Below are 17,823 nucleotides of genomic sequence, written 5' to 3'. Positions count from 1 at the left end.
CCTCCAACAAGGGAACGCGAGAGTCGAAATAACCACTGCCGGACCGGCAGTTTACCTGCCCAACAGTATAGAGATGATTAAGCGCGAAGGCTTTGCTTTTCGTCATTAAATAGCCTGCTGTTACGGCTCGGATAACGTCAGCTTAACCGGTTCAACAGCGAAAGTTACCCCTTTATCGCCGTTATCTGCCACCACATAGCGGATCGCGCCGACCTGCTGTTGGTAAAAACGCGAGCCTTTGCCTTTTTCCAGCAGGTTAGCCACTTTACTCAGGCTTTTTTCCACCGTCAGCGTCGGTTCGAACTGGCGCATCAACGCGGCCATATAGCTGACGGCAATGGTGCGAGCAGCCTTTTCTTCGCCACTCTGCTGTAGCGGCAGATGGGTAATTTGCAGCGTTTTGATTTTTCCGGTGCCTTTTTCCAGCGCGGTTGAGGCATAGAGATTTTCGTTCAGCTTGCTGGCGGCGCGCGTCAGCAGCGGCGAATCGTCTTCGGCGGTGGCAATAGCGCGAAATTCACCGATCGGCAGCGTCGGGTTATCACGATTGTATTTCTCGCGGAATTTTACCACCGTCAGATCAAAGGTTGGCGCTCCGGCCTGCAGGTAAGGCGCGGTAGGCGAAGCGTTGGCGGGGGCATCCGGCGGATCGGCCCAGGCGCTGCCGATGCCCAGCAACAGGCAGGCAATGGCGATGGTTTTTCTCAGCATGGTATATACGGCATCAATGACAAAGATGGCTCCGATTAAAGCGAGAACAGAGGGGGGTGTCAAAGATCCCGCGCCATTATCGCTCGCTGACAAGAAAGCTGTGCGTTACTCCGCGTAATGCAGGGCAGAAATCTTCGCCCGGCAGCGCCTATGTTACACTGCACGGCAGAATATGGGCAGGCAAACAACGCAGGATTCAATGACAATACAACAGTGGTGTTTTTCGTTTAAGGGCCGAATTGGGCGGCGTGATTTCTGGATCTGGATGGTGCTGTGGGTAGTGCTGATGGCGGTGGCTTTTTCACTCGCCAGCAATAAGCTGGTGGATATCCAAACCATTGCGTTCTTTATCGTTGGGCTGCTGTGGCCAACGGCGGCGGTGTTGGTGAAGCGTTTGCATGACCGCAATAAAGCCGGTTGGTGGGCGTTGTTACTGATTGTGGCCTGGCTGCTGGCCGCGGGAAACTGGCAGATGCTGGCGCCGGTTTGGCAGTGGGGCGTGGGGCGTTTTATCCCGACGTTGATCATTGTGATGATGATGATCGATTTGGGCGCGTTCGTCGGCACGCCCGAGGACAATCGTTTTGGTCCGCCGGCCAAACCCGTTAAGTTCGGCGCGGATTGAAACCAGGGGCTATCCGTTACCAGTAGTGTTCGCTGGTGATATGGCCCGGTTTGCGGCGCAGGTGCTTGCGCATTTGGCGCTGATCTTTCAGCGTTTGCTGGGTATCGCGCACCATTTGCGGGTTGCCGCACAGCATGACGTGGTCAGTTTCGGCATCGAGAGTCAGGCCCACCGCCGCTTCCAGGCGGCCATCCTCAATCAGTGCCGGCACGCGGCCCGTCAGTGAGCCGGGGACTTCTTCACGGCTGACAATGGTTTGAATGCGCAGTTTGCCGTTGTAACGCTGTTGCAACTGCTGCATTAGTGGCAGGTAGCTGAGATCGCGCGCAAAGCGTGCGGCATGCACCAACACCAGGTTCTTAAAACGCTCCAGGCCTTTGCCTTCCTGCAGAATCGACAGGTAAGGGCCAATGGCAGTCCCGGTGGCCAACATCCACAGGGTATCGCACTCCGGCACCTCGTCCAGCACGAAAAATCCGGCGGCCTCTTTGGTCACCATCACTTCCGAACCCGGTCGTAGCTGATTGAGCCGCGGGCTCAGTTTGCCTTCCGGTACGGTAACCAGGTAAAACTCCAGATTCGGATCGCTGGGGGCGTTGACGTAAGAATAGGCGCGCTGCACGCGTTCACCGTCAACTTCCAGCGCCAGCTTGGCAAACTGCCCGGCAATAAAGGGATCTATGGGGGCGTGGACGGTAATGCTGAACAATCCGTCGGTCCATTGTTTGACTTGCGTAACTTTGCCATTAACCCAATCAGCCATACTCTAAAGCTCCAATGGTCGAATCAAATAAGCGCAATGTCGTGAGCCGGAAATAGCATGCGCAGTACGCTCTATGCGATAGCCGTGGCCAAACAGGCGGTGAAACAGTTGCAGCTCCGAGTTGCACAGGCTGCTGCAGGCGGTGGCCGCTACGCCGATGGGGCAGTGGTTTTCCACCAGCAGCACGCCTTGCGGATGCTCAAGCAGTTCGGCCATGTAGCCATCGTGTTGCCGCAGGCGCACCAACCGGGCGAGTTTGGCCTGATGGCAGGTCTCTTCCGACAGCTCTTCGGCATAGCGCTGATAAAGTTTCTCTTCGCGCGCACTGAGTAACTGTTCAACCGCTTCAGTGCCAAACAGCTGATGGGCGGACTCCAACAACGTCGTCGCCAAAGTATCGTGACCATCGGCGAACCGGCTGTGCCCCTCATGGGTCAGCGACCAGTAGCGTGTCGGACGGCCCACCTTGGTGCGCGCTTCCTCGTAACAAACCAGCTCACGTTTTTCCAGGGATTGCAGATGCTGACGGATGCCCATGGGGGTGATATCCAAACGCTCGGCCAGCATTTTGGCGGAGTGTGGCCCCAGGGTTTTTAACTGCAATAAAATCAGCTCTGGTGTCTTCATTGTCCAAATCCCTATGGTGTTATTTTATTTCAAGATGATGAAAATAATTATCGATTAAATGCTAAAGCTAAACTACTGAAAGTTTGCTCTTTTTAACTCTTAAGCGGTAGACGTACAGTTTAATTTACGAGGCTGGTTGCCTTTGCTGCCACTGTGACGTGGATCAATATCTGCCTGAAACTCGCTAAAAAAATCAGATTTGTTAGCTTATGCCGCCATAGAGGGCTGCTCGCCGTTCTGGCTGAATGTGGGGCCATACCGGGACGCTGTGACGAGTTAAAACGTTAACGAAGATAATGAGAAAAATAGAAAACTTTCACCTGTTGGTGATGCTTACCCTGTTAGTGGCCGTCGGTCAGATGGCACAAACCATTTATGTTCCTGTTATTGCTGACATCGCCAAGGATCTGTCGGTGCGCTCCGGCGCAGTGCAGCGCGTGATGGCGGCGTATCTGATGACCTACGGGTTCTCGCAGCTGATTTACGGCCCGTTGTCGGACCGCATTGGCCGCCGTCCGGTGATCCTGGCCGGGATGATGATCTTTCTGATGGGGGCCCTGGGGGCGCTGTTGTCCAGCAGCCTGACGATGCTGGTTGCCGCCAGCGCCATTCAGGGTATGGGCACCGGCGTGGCGGGGGTGATGGCGCGTACCATGCCGCGTGACCTGTATGCCGGCACCTCGCTGCGGTATGCCAATAGCCTGCTTAACATGGGCATCCTGGTGAGTCCGCTGCTGGCGCCGATCATCGGCGGGGCTTTGGCGATGGTCTTTGGCTGGCGTGCCTGTTATGCCTTCCTGTTGATACTCTGTGCCGGCGTGGCCTTTGCCATGTTCCGCTGGCTGCCGGAAACCCGGCCGCAGCAAACCGAAAAACGGCGCATGCTGGCAAGTTTCCGCAAGCTGCTGACTGATGGCACCTTCAGTTGTTATCTGGTCATGCTGATCGGTGCGCTGGCGGGGATCGCCGTCTTTGAAGCCAGCTGTGGCGTGTTGATGGGCGGTGTGCTGGGCCTGAGTGGTCTGACCGTCAGTCTCCTGTTTATTCTGCCGATCCCGGCGGCGTTCTTTGGTGCCTGGTATGCCGGTCGCGACGGTAAAACCTTCCACACTCTGGTGTGGCATTCGGTTATCAGCTGCCTGTTGGCGGGGCTGATGATGTGGATCCCGGGCTGGTTTGGGGTGATGAACATCTGGACGCTGATTGTGCCGGCTGCGCTGTTCTTCTTCGGCGCGGGGATGATGTTCCCGCTGGCCACCACCGGTGCGATGGAGCCGTTCCCCTACCTGGCCGGCGCGGCGGGAGCATTGGTCGGTGGTATGCAGAATATGGGGTCTGGCCTGGCGACCTGGCTTTCTGCCATGCTGCCGCAAACCGGGCAGTTCAGCCTCGGCCTGCTGATGTTTGCCATGGCGCTGCTGATATTGCTGTGCTGGTGGCCGCTGTCGAACCGAATGCAGCATCAGGGTCATACCGCATAAAACTTGCAGGGCGCCAATCGGCGCCCTGTTTCATTACAGCAGGAATTCGTGCAGCGCCGGGTCTTTGCGATCCAGGTAATGGGTCGAACGAATGCGGCGGATAGTGCGCGATTTTCCGCGGATCAGCAGGGTTTCCGTGGTGGCCATATTTCCCTGACGGCTGATACCTTCCAACAGATCGCCCTTGGTGATGCCGGTTGCAGAGAAAATCACGTTGTCGTTACGCGCCATTTCATCCAGTACCAACACCTTGCCGGCTTCGATACCCATCGCTTTACAGCGTGCCAACTCTTCTTCGCCGATACGGCGATTTTCGGCGCTGTCGCCTTTCACCTGATGACGTGGCAACAGGCGAGATTGCATATCGCCGTCCAATGCGCGGATCACCGCGGCGGAAATCACCCCTTCTGGCGCGCCGCCGATGCCGTACATCACGTCGACTTCGCTGTCCGGCATGCAGGTTAGGATGGAGGCCGCCACGTCACCGTCAGGAATGGCGAACACCCGAATGCCCAGCTGTTGCATCTGGGCGATAACGCCTTCGTGACGCGGCTTGGCAAGAATGACCACGGTCAGTTGAGTCAGCGGTTTACCCAGGCAGGCGGCCACCTTATTCAGATTTTCCGCCAACGGCAGGTTAAGATCGATAGCGCCGCGTGCCGCCGGGCCAACCACCAGTTTTTCCATATACATGTCCGGCGCGTGCAGGAAGGTGCCGCGATCGCCAACCGCCAGCACCGCCAATGCATTGGGCTGGCCCATGGCGGTCATGCGGGTACCTTCGATCGGATCGACTGCGATATCCACCGCATCGCCCTGGCCGCTGCCGACCTGCTCGCCGATATACAGCATCGGTGCTTCATCAATCTCGCCTTCGCCGATTACGATGCGGCCATCGATATCCACTTTGTTGAGCATAATGCGCATTGCGTTGACCGCCGCGCCGTCGGCGGCGTTCTTGTCGCCGCGTCCCAGCCATTTGTAGCCCGCCAGCGCGGCGGCTTCGGTAACACGGGAAAATTCGATGGCTAATTCACGTTTCATGGCAAAACCTGTCTGTGAGAAAGGAAGAAAATATCGGCAAAGTTTATCACAGCGGGCGGCGGCGGGGGCGGGGCAAAAAAAACGCGCCGCCCGAAGGCAGCGCGTTATCAGGCTAACAAAGCAAAACAGCGTTAGTCGTGCTCTTCCCAGGCTTGCGCGCGGGCAACCGCTTTTTTCCAGCCGCTGTAACGGAAGTTACGCTCGGTGGTTTCAATGCTTGGACGGAACTCGCGTTCGATAACCGCCTTGCTCTTCACCTCATCCAGGTCATTCCAGTAACCGATAGCCAGACCCGCCAGGAATGCGGCACCCAGTGCGGTTGATTCACGCACTTCAGGACGCTCGACACGGGTACCGAGGATGTCGGACTGGAACTGCATCAGGAAGTTGTTGGCAACCGCACCACCGTCCACACGCAGCGATTGCAGACGGGTATTGGAGTCTGCCTGCATGGCATCCAACACGTCGCGCGTCTGGTACGCAATGGATTCCAGTGTCGCACGGATGATGTGGTTGCTGTTCGCGCCGCGGGTCAGGCCGAAGATTGCACCACGGGCATACGGGTCCCAGTAAGGAGCGCCCAAGCCGGTGAAGGCCGGAACCACGTACACGCCGTTGCTGTCTTTCACCTTGGTGGCGAAGTACTCGGAGTCGGCCGCATCGCTGATCAGTTTCAGTTCGTCGCGCAGCCACTGGATAGAGGCGCCGCCGATGAACACGGCACCTTCCAGCGCGTAGTTCACTTCGCCGCGTGGGCCGCAGGCGATGGTGGTCAACAGGCCGTGGTTTGAGCGTACCGCTTCTTTGCCGGTGTTCATCAGCAGGAAGCAGCCGGTGCCATAGGTGTTTTTCGCCATGCCCGGCTGAACGCACAGTTGGCCGTACAGCGCCGCCTGTTGGTCACCGGCGATACCGGCGATAGGAATACGCGTGCCGCCTTTACCCCCAATGTTGGTCTGGCCATACACTTCAGATGAAGGACGGACTTTCGGCAGCATGGCGCGTGGAATATCCAGCGCTTCCAGCATGCGTTCATCCCAATCCAGCTCATGGATATTGAACATCATGGTACGTGAGGCGTTGGTGTAATCGGTCACATGCACCCGCCCTTGGGTCATTTTCCACACCAGCCAGGTATCGACGGTACCGAACAGCAGTTCGCCGCGTTTGGCGCGTTCGCGGGCGCCTTCAACGTTGTCGAGGATCCATTTTACCTTGGTGCCGGAGAAGTACGGGTCAACCACCAGGCCGGTGTTGTGACGGATGTACTCTTCCAGGCCGTCGCGCTTGAGCTTTTCGCAGATGTCGGCGGTGCGGCGGCATTGCCAGACGATGGCGTTGTAAATCGGTTTTCCGGTCTCTTTTTCCCAGACGATGGTGGTTTCGCGCTGGTTGGTGATGCCGATACCGGCAATCTGATCGGAATTGATATCGGCTTTCGCCAGCACTTCCACCAGCGTGGAGCTCTGTGATGACCAGATCTCCATCGGATCATGCTCAACCCAGCCGGCTTTTGGGTAAATCTGCGTGAACTCGCGCTGGGATACCGCAACAATGTTGGCATCGTGGTCGAGCACTACGGCACGTGAACTGGTGGTCCCCTGGTCGAGAGCGACAATGTATTTTTTTTCTACAGTCATGATCTTAGTCCTGCTGTTGTTAACCGTTTTAAAACTGTGCCAATCACGCTTTACGCTGCTGGGCCTTGGCGGCGGGTTGTTCTTCGTCTACACAAACGTCACACGGCAGATTGCGGCCAATGAGCATGCGGTAGCCGAAGGCACCCAGGCAGGCACCGATGATTGGACCAAAGATTGGCACCAGGAAGTACGGAATATCACGTGCACCGGTGAAGGCCACTTTGCCCCAGCCGGCCAGATAAGCGAACATTTTCGGGCCGAAGTCACGCGCCGGGTTCAGCGCAAAGCCGGTCAATGGTCCCATAGAGGCGCCGATCACGGCAATCAGAATACCGATCAACAGCGGGGCCAGCGGGCCGCGCGGGATGCCGTTGCCGTCATCGGTCAGCGCCAGGATCAGACACATCAGGATCGCGGTAATCACCGTTTCAACCAGGAACGCCTGGCCAACGGAAATGTGCGCATTCGGGTAGGTAGAGAAGATGCCGGCCAGGGCCAGGCTTTCGTCGCTGCCGCGTAACATATGATTGGCTGCTTCGAAATCGAAGAACAGGTTGTAGTACAACCCGTAGACCAGGGCTGCTGCACAGAAGGCTCCGGCGATCTGCGCGACAATGTAAGGCAGTACTTTGCGTCCGTCAAAGCAGGCGAACAACCACAGCGCGATGGTCACGGCCGGGTTGAGGTGCGCACCGGAGATGGCAGCGGTCAGATAAATGGCCATGGCGACGCCCAGGCCCCAAATGATACTGATTTCCCATTGGCCGAAGCTGGCGCCTGCCAGTTTCAGCGCGGCAACGCAGCCTACGCCAAAAAAGATCAACAGACCGGTGCCGAGGAACTCAGCGATGCACTGGCCTTTTAGGGTCGGACTGGTGGTTTGGCTCATAATGTTGTTGTCCTGCAAAACGGCGGTTATAGGTTTATAGGCTCGGAAGGTGTATCGATCCGTCCTAGGGGTACAGTTTTTTTCATCTCGTCCAATTATTAATTGAGGACGTGATGTAAATTTATCGTTAACGAACATAAACGAGAAATAGCGAAATCAAAATGTGTGTGCTTCGTCATAAAATTGAGCGAATTCGCGTCGTTTTGTGTTCTTTCTGCTCCATAAAACTGTGATCTGACCAGTGCTTTTATCCCCGACTGTTAACAAATCAATTTATGACCGAGAGGTATTTTCGGTTTTTGCTGATGGTGGGGGCAGGAAAATTGCAACAGACTGCGCGATGAGCCGGATGTTGCTAGACAGCCGGGGACAGGCTACTTACAATCGTTTTTATCGAAAGAAGCGTTTTATCGAGACAGGCGCGTTATTTTCAATAAAAGCGTGTGTCACTTGGCGCGATGCATATTCGCAGCAGTTGCAACCTGAGTTGCGGCCGTTACCTATAGATGTACGCCTTGCTATCATGAGGGGACTGAAGAATGTCATTTGAAGTATTTGAGAAATTGGAATCAAAAGTTCAGCAGGCGATCGATACCATCACCCTGCTGCAGATGGAAATTGAAGAGCTGAAAGAAAAAAACAATACTCTGTCTCAGGAAGTTCAGGCTGCCTCCGGCAACCAGGAATCGCTGGTACGCGAGAACCAGCAACTGAAAGAAGAGCAGCACGTATGGCAAGACCGCCTGCGCGCGCTGTTGGGCAAAATGGAAGAAGTCTGATTCCGTATTGCACGATCGAAAAGGGCGCCTGAGGCGCCCTTTTTCATGTCTGCAGATTACTCGATATCGAGTGGGTCTTCGGACAGAATAATACCGGTGTTGTCGGCATACAGATGATCGCCGGAGAAGAAGGTCACGCCGCCAAAGTTTACGCGGATGTCGCTTTCGCCGATGCTTTCACTGGCGGCGCCGACCGGAATGGCCGCCATCGCCTGAATGCCGATATCCAGTTCTTCCAGATCGTCTACCTGACGTACCGCACCGTAAACCACGATGCCTTCCCATTCGTTCTGGGTAGCCAGGCGCGCCAGTTCTGCGTTGATCAGGGCACGGCGTACCGAACCACCGCCATCAATCACCAGAACACGGCCGCGACCGTTTTCTTCAAGCAGCTCGAATAACAGGCCGTTATCCTCAAAGCATTTCACCGTAGTGATTTGCCCGCCAAATGAAGTACGCCCGCCAAAATTGGAGAATAGAGGCTCAACAACGTTTACCTCTTCATGATAGATGTCGCAAAGTTCGGAAGTATCGTATTTCATAGGATTTTACGTCTGTTTGCCGCTGGAATAATCAGTATATCCCTTTATCCGCCCTGTTGGCAAAATCATCAGTTCGATGGCTAACTGAGCACCACGCCAATCGCGAACAACACATTGGCCAACAGCGCCGCTTTGACCATATGTTCCAGCATCGGGCGCATGCCGGCCGGCGTTGGATCGCGTAACACGCGCAGGCCGTGGCGCACCAGTAACGGGATAGCCAGGACAAACAGCCAGCCCCACGGGCTATGCAGGTTAAGCAGCGTGAACAGCGCGAAGCAGGCTACTGCGCCGATCAGCAGTGCCACGTGGTAATAGCGCGCATTCTGTGGCCCAAGGCGTACCGCCAGGGTATTTTTGCCGTTGGCGCGGTCGCTTTCGATATCGCGCAAATTATTGATGTTCAGCACTGCAGTGGCCAGCAGGCCGCAGGCCGTGGCCGGCAACATCACGATACTGTCGAACGCGTGGGTTTGCAGGTAGTAGGTGCCGGCCACGCTCAGCCAGCCGAAGAACACCAGCACCGAAATGTCGCCCAGCCCCAGATAGCCATAGGGTTTGGTGCCGACGGTATAGGTAATGGCGGCGACGATAGACAGCCCGCCCAGCACCAGGAAGCCCACCACGTCGCTGGGTTGTTCGCAGGCCACGGCGATCAATGAACAGCCGGCAATCGCGATCAGCACCACCGTCACCACCAGCGCGCGCTTCATTTGTGCCTGAGTGATCATGCCTTTTTGCATGCCGCGCAACGGCCCGATGCGATCTTCTTTGTCGCTGCCTTTTACCGCATCGCCATAGTCGTTCGCCAGGTTGGAGAGAATTTGCAGCAGACCGGCCGTCAGGAGTGCCAGCAGCGCCACGCCGGGTTTCAGGCTGCCCTGCCAGGCGGCAATGGCCGAACCGACGACGATCGAGGCAAAGGCCAGCGGCAGAGTGCGCGGTCGTAAACTTTCAAGCCAGGCTCTGGCCGGGGAGGTGGTAGTTGATGAGCTCATTTTTCGCTTCAGAGTTAGTGGCTGTGTCCGTTAGAAATAATTGTGGGAGGCAATGCCTCCCACAGATGACTGACTGGACATGATTGAGCGATTATAGGATAAAACGACTCAAATCTTCATCCGCTACCAGTTCATCCAGATGATTACGTACGTAATCCGCATCAATTGTAATGGATTGCCCATTAATTTCACTCGCATCATAGGAAATATCTTCCATCAGACGCTCAAGCACGGTGTGCAAACGACGCGCGCCGATGTTTTCGGTGCTTTCGTTAACCTGCCATGCGGCTTCTGCGATGCGGCGGATGCCATCGGCGGTGAAGTCGATGTTGACGCCTTCGGTGCCCATCAGCGCTTTGTACTGCTCGGTCAGCGACGCGCTTGGCTCGGTCAGGATGCGCTCGAAATCTTCGGTGGTCAGCGCCTGCAATTCAACGCGGATTGGCAGGCGGCCCTGCAGTTCCGGGATCAAATCTGACGGGCTGGCGGTCTGGAATGCGCCGGAGGCGATAAACAGAATGTGATCGGTTTTCACCATGCCATGCTTGGTAGAGACGGTACAGCCTTCCACCAGCGGCAGCAGGTCGCGCTGCACGCCTTCGCGAGACACGTCCGGGCCGGAGCTCTGGCCGCCGCGCTTACAGATTTTGTCGATCTCGTCGATAAACACGATGCCGTGCTGTTCAACCGCTTCAATCGCCTGTTCTTTCAGCTCTTCCGGGTTCACCAGCTTGGCCGCTTCTTCTTCCACCAGCAGTTTGAAGGCTTCTTTAATCTTCAGCTTGCGTGGTTTCTGCTTTTGGCCGCCGAGGTTCTGGAACATCGACTGCAGCTGGTTGGTCATCTCTTCCATGCCTGGAGGCGCCATGATTTCCACGCCCATCGGCGCGGCAGCCAGATCGATCTCGATTTCTTTATCGTCCAGCTGGCCTTCACGCAGTTTCTTGCGGAATGCCTGACGCGCAGCAGAAGGCTCTTGATGCTCTTCCGCCTGGCCCCAGTTGTTCTTGGCCGGCGGGATCAGCACATCGAGGATGCGCTCTTCGGCCAGTTCTTCGGCGCGGGTGCGGTTCTTGTCGATTGACTGCAGGCGCACCATTTTGATCGCGGCATCGGTCAGATCGCGGATGATGGAATCCACTTCTTTACCGACGTAGCCCACTTCGGTGAACTTGGTGGCTTCAACCTTGATGAACGGTGCGTTGGCCAGCTTCGCCAGACGACGGGCGATTTCGGTTTTACCGACGCCGGTAGGGCCAATCATCAGAATGTTCTTTGGTGTGACTTCATGGCGCAGCATCTCGTTGAGCTGCATCCGGCGCCAGCGGTTACGCAGGGCGATGGCAACGGCACGCTTGGCCTTGTTCTGGCCAATAATGTAGCTGTCCAGTTCGCTGACGATCTCGCGCGGGGTCATTTCAGACATAGTATTCGATCCTTACGCTTTGGAAGGCAATTCTTCAATGGTGTGGAAATGGTTGGTGTAAATACAGATGTCACCGGCGATGTTGAGGGATTTATCAACAATTTCGCGGGCGCTCAGCTCGGTATTTTCCAACATCGCACGAGCGGCTGCCTGGGCGTACGGACCGCCGGAGCCAATCGCAATCAAATCGTTTTCAGGCTGGATCACGTCGCCGTTGCCGGTGATGATCAGCGATGAGTTTTCATCCGCGACGGCCAGCAGCGCTTCGAGCTTGCGCAGCATGCGGTCGGTACGCCAGTCTTTCGCCAATTCAACGGCTGCTTTCACCAGGTGACCCTGGTGCATTTCCAGCTTGCGCTCGAACAGCTCAAATAGCGTGAAGGCATCCGCGGTGCCACCGGCAAAACCGGCAATCACTTTATCGTTATACAGGCGACGCACTTTCTTGACGTTGCCCTTCATTACCGTATTGCCCAAGGTGGCCTGGCCATCGCCACCGATCACTACCTGGCCGTTGCGGCGTACGCTTACAATTGTTGTCACGAGCAGACCCTCGTTGAAGACGGAAAGAAGCCCTCGCAGCATCTGCTTGCGCAGACACTACGAGGCATATTGAGAGTATAGATGGGGGGGGATTGACGCTTTTCAACCCCCAACGGAGAGGGGAATGCAACTTGACATGCCCACGCCCTTCAGGCGCGACAGGGTTTTGTCCGCAGCAGCCCGGCTGCTGTATGGGCCGAGCACCACGCGATTCCAGCCACCGCCGGCGGTAATACGGCTTTCGATGCCTTCAAACGCCAGGCGTGCACGCACGGATTCTGCCTGATCGGTGGCGCGGAACGAGCCGCACTGCACCATCCACTTCTGCTTCGATTCTGGTTTGGTTTCAGTTTCCTGCTTGGCCGCTTCCTGCTTCACTTCCGGCTTGGTTTCCGGTTTTGGCTGCGGCTTTGGCTCGGGATGCTTAACCTGCGCAGGCGGCGGTGTGACCGGCTGCGGTTTAGGTTGCGGCTTAGGCTGCTGCTGCACTGGCTGTGTCGTCGCGCCGTTGTTAAACGGATTACGCGGCTGAGTCGCCTGCGGCTGTTGGGCCTGTTGCTGCTGGATTGGCTGCTGTTGCATCTGCTGTTGCTGCTGGCGGTTGTTACGCGCAGCGGCCTGTGAAGGGTCGTTATACGGCACTTCATTGAGCTGCGTCGGACGCTGTTGCATATCCGCCTGCATTTGATCCAGCAGTTGGCGCTGCTCGGCGGTCAACTGAGTCTTGGAGTTGGCTTCGCCGCCGGCCGTCGGTTCGGTCGGGGTTTGTACGCCAATCTGGCGATTCTCCAGCTCTTTGATATAACGCCAACGTTCTTCCGGCTTCGGCGGCAGGCCGTTGCCCGGACGATTGCTGTGCGCAGGCAGCAGCGGTACGTCATCCGGCTTGTTGTGCGTAATGAAATAGAGGCCACCGACAAATATCACCAGAAGTGCGACGGCCAGCGCCAACACGGTTTTGGAGACCTTCGGAGAACTGCGTTTTTTACGGCTGGGGGTTTTTCGCTTAGCTCCTGCTGCGCGCCCACGGCTTACATAGTCTTTTTGTGCCACTATTATTCCGCTGTGTCCTGATGAGGGGATAAGTCCGTCATGTTACTGAACCCTAAAATATTTGACTAGCGTTTAGGGGCAGCCGTGCTGCCTCTGATAATCAATTCACTGTCCAAAAGCCGGGAGCCGCTTGCCACGTTCTGTCCGTGCAACTGCTCCAGCAACAACAGCATTGCCTGCTGGCCAATCTGGTAGCGCGGTTGAGCCACCGTGGTTAACGGCGGATCGCAATACTGCGCCAGTTTAATGTCGTCAAAGCCGACGATGGAGAGGTCCTGCGGTACCCGCAGCCCCATTTTTTTCGCCTGCGACAGCACGCCAATCGCCATTACGTCGCTATGGCAGAAGACTGCCGTCGGTGGTTTTGGTTGCGCCATCAGCGCTGCCAGGGCCTGAGCGCCAGCTTCGTAGGTGAAATCACCTCGGGTAATATAGCTGCTTTCGACGCTAATGCCATTACGACGTAGCGCCTGAATGTAACCTTGCAGCCGATAATGGCTCAGCGGCATCTGTTCAGGCCCGGCGACACAGGCGATTTGCTTGTGTCCGAGCTGATGTAAATAATGCACGGCTTCGAAGGCGGCGGTCAGGTTATCGATGTGTACCGTCGGCAGTTCCAGCTCCGGGGCAAACTCGTTGGCCATCACCATCGGCGGTAGATTGCGTTGTTCTTCCTTGCTGGCGTCGAACGGCAGGTTAGAGCCGAGCAGCAGCATGCCGTCGATTTGCTTGGTGATGATCAAATTGACGAAGGTGCGTTCCTGCTGGTTTTGCTGTGCGCAGTCGCCAATCAGCACCAGGTAGCCCTGCTGCGCCGCGGTCTGCTCGATCCCCTGGATCACATCGGCGAAAAAGGGATCGCAAATATCGGGAACGATCACCAGGATGGTGCGGGATTCGTTGCGCTTGATATTACGGGAGAGAGCATGAGGAGAATAGCCTACGGCCAGCACGGCCTGTTCCACTTTCTGACGCGTCGGCGTTGACACCTTTTCCGGATTCATCAACGCACGCGACACGGTTGCCGTTGAAACGCCCGCCATTTCGGCAACGTCTTTCATGGTTGCCATGGATAATTCTTTCTTGTGTTCCAACGCCTTTCTCCTTGCGTTAGCCCCATGCCAACGCGACTACTTCAGTTTGCTCACAAATTCTGGCGTGCGGTGGAGTTGTTATGATTTAGCGCCATCCGCGCTTAAACATTCGGTCACGGTAGTGCAGCGGTGACAAAATTGCCTTCACAGACATTCTAAACAGAATATGTCCTGCCTTTGTTACCTAATTTGCATAAAAAGTGTGACCTGAGGAGGTTTTTTAGCGTTCGCTCGCAATTTCAAGGGTAAACGTTTGCCTGGCAGGAACTGAATCAGACTTTTCTGGGATCAACTGTCTATCGGGTCGATGTCCAGCGTCCATTTTACCTTGCGTGCCTGTGGCAGGGTACCGACTAACGGCAGGGTGCTTTTCATCAACCGTTGTAACACCTGCCGTGAAGGGTGTTGCAGCAGCAGTTGCCAGCGGAAACGACCGCCGCGTTTTGACTGCAGCGCGGGAACCGGCCCCATCACCCACAGCGAATCGTCCTTCAGCGGGCTGGCCTCCAGCAGATTGCGCAATTGCTGCAGGAATTGCGGCGCCTGTTGGTTATCGTGATCTTCCGAACGGACAATGATGTGGCTGGTATAGGGCGGCAGGAATACGCTGTTGCGCTCTGCCAGCGTCTGTTTGGCAAAGGCGTCGTAACCCTGCTGCAGCAAGATTTGCAGCAGCGGATGCTCCGGATGGTGGGTTTGCAGCAACACCTCGCCGGCTTTACCTGCCCGGCCGGCCCGACCTGAGACCTGGGTATATAACTGGGCAAAGCGCTCGGCGGAACGGAAGTCTGCCGAGAACAGCGCCCCGTCGACGTCCAGCAGTGCCACCAGCGTGACATCCGGGAAATGGTGCCCTTTTGCCAGCATTTGGGTGCCGATCAAAATACGAGATCCGCCGCGGTGAATATCCGCCAGGTGCTGTTCCAGCGAGCCCTTGCGGCTGGTGGTGTCGCGATCGATGCGGGTGATGGGCGTTTCCGGGAACAGCGGCGCCAGTTCGTTTTCCAACTGTTCGGTGCCGACCCCCACCGACACCAGGTGCGTCGAACCGCACTGCGGACACTGGTGTGGTACCGGGCGCTGGCTGTCGCAGTGATGGCAACGCAGTTGACGTTGGTTTTGGTGAAAGGTGTAGTAATGATCGCAGCGCTGGCATTCGGCAATCCAGCCGCATTCGTGGCACAGTAACGCCGGTGCGTAGCCGCGACGGTTAAGGAACAGCATCACCTGGTTACCGGCCTTCAAATGGTGCTGCATGCTTTTCAGCAACGGCTGCGACAGACCCACTTTCAGCGGCAGGCCTTTCAGGTCGATCAGGTGTTGAGCCGCCGGTTTGGCGTTGCCCGCACGCTGGGTGAGTTTCAGCTGGCGATATTTACCCAATTGCACGTTGTGCAACGTTTCTAACGCCGGCGTCGCGGAGCCCATCACCATCGGGATGTTTTCCTCGCGGGCACGAAAGACCGCCAGATCGCGTGCGTGGTAGCGCCAGCCTTCCTGCTGTTTATAAGAGCTGTCGTGTTCTTCGTCGATGATGATCACGCCAAGGCGTGCAAACGGGGTAAACAGCGCTGAGCGGGTGCCGATGACAATCGCCGCTTCGCCGCTGCGGGCGCGCAGCCACACCGACAACCGTTCGCTGTCGTTGAGGCCGGAGTGCAGCACCTCTACCGGCGCGTTGAAACGTTCGCGAAAGCGGGCGATGGTTTGCGGCGTCAGGCCGATTTCAGGTACCAGCACCAGCGCCTGTTTGCCTGCTGCCAGAATGTTTTCCAGCACGCTGAGATAGACTTCGGTCTTGCCGGAACCGGTGACCCCGGCCAGCAGCCAGGCGGCGAACTGAGTGTCTTCGCTGCGGATGGCACCCACGGCGGTTGCCTGCTCGGTATTCAGACGTAACCGTTCGCCCAACACTTCAAAGCCGGGCCGCCAGTCCTGCGTTGCTACCGTCTGGGCCCGTAAATCGACCAGCCCCTTGGTGCGCAATGCCTGCAAAGCGCTCTCGGTTAACGCCAGTTCATTGACCTGGTGACGATAAACCGGGCGTTGCAGCAACGCCGCCAGCGCCTGCTGTTGCTTGGGGGCACGCTTCAGGCTTTCCGGCGGCGTGGCACGGCCCTGTTCGGTCGCGAACCATTGCCACAGCGGGGCCGTTTCCGCCGCTTTTCCCTGACGCAGCAGGATGGGCAGCGCGTGGAACAGCACTTCGCCAATCGGGTAATGGTAATAGTCGCTGGCCCAGCGAAGAATACGCCACAGGCTGGGAGAGAATAAGGAGGCGTCGTCGATCACGCTGTCGATCGGTTTGAGCTTATCCAGCGGCAATTCGCTGGTTTCGCTGCACCCGGTGACGATACCGATCGCCCGCTGCTTGCCCCAGGGAACGCCTACGCGCGCGCCGACCGCAGGCTGCAGGCCTTGCGGCAGCAGATAGTCGAAGGTGCGGGCGAGGGGTACCGGCAAAGCAACGTGAACAACAGGCATTGAGGTCATCCAGAGTAAAAAAACAGTCCATCAGTTTACACGGCGCATCGGCAAATGTACGGTTCCGATTGCGTGGTACTTTTAATTCTGTATAATTTGCCGCCTTTGGTATAATTCGATACCAAATTTTATTATCAACCACGTGTGGTGTCTGGCGAAACAGGGCTGGATAGCGACACGGCCTTAACTGAGGTTTCCCATGAAACAAGGTATCCACCCAAAATACGAAGAAGTTACTGCTAACTGCTCTTGCGGTAACGTGATCAAAATCCGCTCTACCGTGGGTCACGATCTGAACCTGGACGTTTGTGGCGAATGCCACCCGTTCTACACTGGCAAGCAGCGTGACGTTGCTACCGGTGGCCGCGTTGACCGCTTCAACAAGCGTTTCAGCGTGCCAGGCGCTAAGAAATAAGATTTCTTATCGTCAGATGAAAAAGGCGCCTTCGGCGCCTTTTTTCGTTTCTACCGTCTGCTTTCGCAGACCGGCGCTTAGTATTCCCAGGTATCGGGATCCACACCCAATTCACGCATCAACAGCTTCGCGGCTTCCGGGATTTCATCGCTGCGTTCTTTGCGCAGGTCTTCGTCGTTCGGCAGCGGCTGGCCGGTAAAGGCGTGCAGAAACGCTTCACACAGCAATTCGCTGTTGGTGGCGTGGCGCAGGTTATTGACCTGGCGACGGGTCCGTTCATCGGTGAGGATTTTCAGGACCTTCAGCGGAATGGATACCGTGATCTTTTTGACTTGCTCGCTTTTTTTACCGTGTTCAGCGTAAGGGCTGACATACTCGCCGTTCCACTCAGCCATGGGACACCTTAAATTTGTCAGAAAAATTACAAAATTCTAAAAACCGGCCAATTATGCCCGATCTTCACTGTTCTCACTAAATAAATGTCAATTTTACGCGACCAGGGTCACTGAATGCGGACGATCAATAGGCGTCGCCTATGCATTCCGGGTTAACATCGTATCGTCATATCAAACTGGCATAATTTTAGCGGGTATTAGGGCTTTGCTCAATCTATACGCAAAGAAGTTTAGATGTCCAGATGTATTGACGTCTATCCTCGCTGCGATTAATCTTTAGGCCTCATTCATCCGAATCCCGAGAGCCGAGCGAC

General features: G+C 56.3%; 18 protein-coding genes. 4 read left to right on the top strand and 14 right to left on the bottom strand.

From position 1 onward, the window contains the following. Positions 1 to 120 precede the first annotated feature (120 nt). Positions 121 to 711, bottom strand: coding sequence for a DUF1454 family protein (locus LQ945_RS12765; protein ID WP_182823549.1), 591 nt, complete (start codon positions 709 to 711; stop codon positions 121 to 123). Between the two features lie 199 nt (positions 712 to 910). On the opposite strand from LQ945_RS12765, the gene LQ945_RS12760 reads away from it, so the two are divergent. Then, on the top strand, positions 911 to 1,336 hold the full coding sequence (locus LQ945_RS12760) for a DUF805 domain-containing protein (RefSeq protein WP_041415101.1): 426 nt from the start codon (positions 911 to 913) through the stop codon (positions 1,334 to 1,336). A 16-nt stretch (positions 1,337 to 1,352) separates the two neighbouring features. On the opposite strand, the gene fpr is transcribed toward LQ945_RS12760, so the two are convergent. Together fpr and LQ945_RS12750 are read right to left on the bottom strand one after the other, a co-directional pair. Beyond that, positions 1,353 to 2,099 carry a ferredoxin--NADP(+) reductase gene (fpr, locus tag LQ945_RS12755; protein ID WP_044554917.1) on the bottom strand — a complete coding sequence of 249 codons (747 nt, stop codon included), beginning with the start codon at positions 2,097 to 2,099 and terminating at the stop codon, positions 1,353 to 1,355. 3 nt (positions 2,100 to 2,102) lie between these two features. Beyond that, positions 2,103 to 2,726: a helix-turn-helix transcriptional regulator gene (locus LQ945_RS12750; protein ID WP_270100905.1), complete on the bottom strand. Its 624-nt coding sequence runs from the start codon at positions 2,724 to 2,726 to the stop codon at positions 2,103 to 2,105. Positions 2,727 to 3,022: 296 nt separating this feature from the next. Between LQ945_RS12750 and emrD the strand changes: the two genes are divergently transcribed. Beyond that, a complete protein-coding gene (gene emrD, locus LQ945_RS12745) occupies positions 3,023 to 4,207 on the top strand; it encodes a multidrug efflux MFS transporter EmrD (RefSeq protein WP_270100904.1) in 1,185 nt (394 codons plus the stop codon). 33 nt (positions 4,208 to 4,240) lie between these two features. Here emrD and glpX read toward each other — a convergent pair whose 3' ends face one another. The 3 genes from glpX to LQ945_RS12730 form a co-directional block, all read right to left on the bottom strand. Further along, entirely contained in the window at positions 4,241 to 5,251 is a 1,011-nt protein-coding gene (glpX, locus tag LQ945_RS12740) for a class II fructose-bisphosphatase (protein ID WP_270100903.1), read from the bottom strand. 131 nt (positions 5,252 to 5,382) lie between these two features. Beyond that, a complete protein-coding gene (gene glpK / locus LQ945_RS12735; protein ID WP_270100902.1) occupies positions 5,383 to 6,891 on the bottom strand; it encodes a glycerol kinase GlpK in 1,509 nt (502 codons plus the stop codon). A gap of 43 nt (positions 6,892 to 6,934) precedes the next feature. Further along, positions 6,935 to 7,780: an MIP/aquaporin family protein gene (locus LQ945_RS12730; RefSeq protein WP_270100901.1), complete on the bottom strand. Its 846-nt coding sequence runs from the start codon at positions 7,778 to 7,780 to the stop codon at positions 6,935 to 6,937. A gap of 539 nt (positions 7,781 to 8,319) precedes the next feature. Between LQ945_RS12730 and zapB the strand changes: the two genes are divergently transcribed. After that, positions 8,320 to 8,559, top strand: a complete 240-nt coding sequence (gene zapB, locus LQ945_RS12725; RefSeq protein ID WP_020837547.1) for a septal ring assembly protein ZapB — start codon at positions 8,320 to 8,322, stop codon at positions 8,557 to 8,559. Between the two features lie 56 nt (positions 8,560 to 8,615). Here the strand turns inward: zapB and rraA are convergent, their stop codons facing one another. From rraA to priA, 7 genes are all read right to left on the bottom strand, one after another. Further along, a complete protein-coding gene (gene rraA, locus LQ945_RS12720; protein ID WP_020837546.1) occupies positions 8,616 to 9,101 on the bottom strand; it encodes a ribonuclease E activity regulator RraA in 486 nt (161 codons plus the stop codon). Between the two features lie 80 nt (positions 9,102 to 9,181). Then, positions 9,182 to 10,099 carry a 1,4-dihydroxy-2-naphthoate polyprenyltransferase gene (locus LQ945_RS12715; RefSeq protein ID WP_020837544.1) on the bottom strand — a complete coding sequence of 306 codons (918 nt, stop codon included), beginning with the start codon at positions 10,097 to 10,099 and terminating at the stop codon, positions 9,182 to 9,184. A 91-nt stretch (positions 10,100 to 10,190) separates the two neighbouring features. Beyond that, a complete protein-coding gene (gene hslU / locus LQ945_RS12710; RefSeq protein WP_020837542.1) occupies positions 10,191 to 11,525 on the bottom strand; it encodes an HslU--HslV peptidase ATPase subunit in 1,335 nt (444 codons plus the stop codon). A gap of 12 nt (positions 11,526 to 11,537) precedes the next feature. Further along, positions 11,538 to 12,068 carry an ATP-dependent protease subunit HslV gene (gene hslV / locus LQ945_RS12705; RefSeq protein ID WP_012147466.1) on the bottom strand — a complete coding sequence of 177 codons (531 nt, stop codon included), beginning with the start codon at positions 12,066 to 12,068 and terminating at the stop codon, positions 11,538 to 11,540. 102 nt (positions 12,069 to 12,170) lie between these two features. Continuing rightward, a complete protein-coding gene (gene ftsN, locus LQ945_RS12700) occupies positions 12,171 to 13,121 on the bottom strand; it encodes a cell division protein FtsN (RefSeq protein WP_269936093.1) in 951 nt (316 codons plus the stop codon). 65 nt (positions 13,122 to 13,186) lie between these two features. Beyond that, positions 13,187 to 14,215 (bottom strand): DNA-binding transcriptional regulator CytR, encoded by a 1,029-nt coding sequence (gene cytR / locus LQ945_RS12695; RefSeq protein WP_020837535.1) that lies wholly within the window; start codon positions 14,213 to 14,215, stop codon positions 13,187 to 13,189. A gap of 288 nt (positions 14,216 to 14,503) precedes the next feature. Next, complete coding sequence (gene priA, locus LQ945_RS12690; RefSeq protein WP_270100900.1) at positions 14,504 to 16,699, bottom strand: primosomal protein N'; 2,196 nt, start codon at positions 16,697 to 16,699, stop codon at positions 14,504 to 14,506. 199 nt (positions 16,700 to 16,898) lie between these two features. On the opposite strand from priA, the gene rpmE reads away from it, so the two are divergent. Beyond that, positions 16,899 to 17,114 carry a 50S ribosomal protein L31 gene (gene rpmE, locus LQ945_RS12685; RefSeq protein WP_012147462.1) on the top strand — a complete coding sequence of 72 codons (216 nt, stop codon included), beginning with the start codon at positions 16,899 to 16,901 and terminating at the stop codon, positions 17,112 to 17,114. Positions 17,115 to 17,191: 77 nt separating this feature from the next. Here the strand turns inward: rpmE and metJ are convergent, their stop codons facing one another. Continuing rightward, positions 17,192 to 17,509 carry a met regulon transcriptional regulator MetJ gene (metJ, locus tag LQ945_RS12680; protein ID WP_012147461.1) on the bottom strand — a complete coding sequence of 106 codons (318 nt, stop codon included), beginning with the start codon at positions 17,507 to 17,509 and terminating at the stop codon, positions 17,192 to 17,194. Positions 17,510 to 17,823 lie beyond the last annotated feature (314 nt).

The organism is Serratia liquefaciens (genome assembly GCF_027594825.1).
Lineage (GTDB): Bacteria > Pseudomonadota > Gammaproteobacteria > Enterobacterales > Enterobacteriaceae > Serratia > Serratia liquefaciens_A.
Note: the sequence above shows the minus strand (reverse complement) of the source record. Positions and strands in the feature narration are given on the sequence as shown.

Coding starts and splice junctions, on each gene's coding strand:
- zapB (WP_020837547.1), top strand. CDS start 8,320: ATGTCATTTGAAGTATTTGAGAAATTGGAATCAAAAGTTCAGCAGGCG.
- LQ945_RS12715 (WP_020837544.1), bottom strand. CDS start 10,099: ATGAGCTCATCAACTACCACCTCCCCGGCCAGAGCCTGGCTTGAAAGT.
- LQ945_RS12765 (WP_182823549.1), bottom strand. CDS start 711: ATGCTGAGAAAAACCATCGCCATTGCCTGCCTGTTGCTGGGCATCGGC.
- emrD (WP_270100904.1), top strand. CDS start 3,023: ATGAGAAAAATAGAAAACTTTCACCTGTTGGTGATGCTTACCCTGTTA.
- hslU (WP_020837542.1), bottom strand. CDS start 11,525: ATGTCTGAAATGACCCCGCGCGAGATCGTCAGCGAACTGGACAGCTAC.
- glpK (WP_270100902.1), bottom strand. CDS start 6,891: ATGACTGTAGAAAAAAAATACATTGTCGCTCTCGACCAGGGGACCACC.
- fpr (WP_044554917.1), bottom strand. CDS start 2,099: ATGGCTGATTGGGTTAATGGCAAAGTTACGCAAGTCAAACAATGGACC.
- metJ (WP_012147461.1), bottom strand. CDS start 17,509: ATGGCTGAGTGGAACGGCGAGTATGTCAGCCCTTACGCTGAACACGGT.
- priA (WP_270100900.1), bottom strand. CDS start 16,699: ATGCCTGTTGTTCACGTTGCTTTGCCGGTACCCCTCGCCCGCACCTTC.
- glpX (WP_270100903.1), bottom strand. CDS start 5,251: ATGAAACGTGAATTAGCCATCGAATTTTCCCGTGTTACCGAAGCCGCC.
- rpmE (WP_012147462.1), top strand. CDS start 16,899: ATGAAACAAGGTATCCACCCAAAATACGAAGAAGTTACTGCTAACTGC.
- LQ945_RS12730 (WP_270100901.1), bottom strand. CDS start 7,780: ATGAGCCAAACCACCAGTCCGACCCTAAAAGGCCAGTGCATCGCTGAG.
- LQ945_RS12750 (WP_270100905.1), bottom strand. CDS start 2,726: ATGAAGACACCAGAGCTGATTTTATTGCAGTTAAAAACCCTGGGGCCA.
- LQ945_RS12760 (WP_041415101.1), top strand. CDS start 911: ATGACAATACAACAGTGGTGTTTTTCGTTTAAGGGCCGAATTGGGCGG.
- rraA (WP_020837546.1), bottom strand. CDS start 9,101: ATGAAATACGATACTTCCGAACTTTGCGACATCTATCATGAAGAGGTA.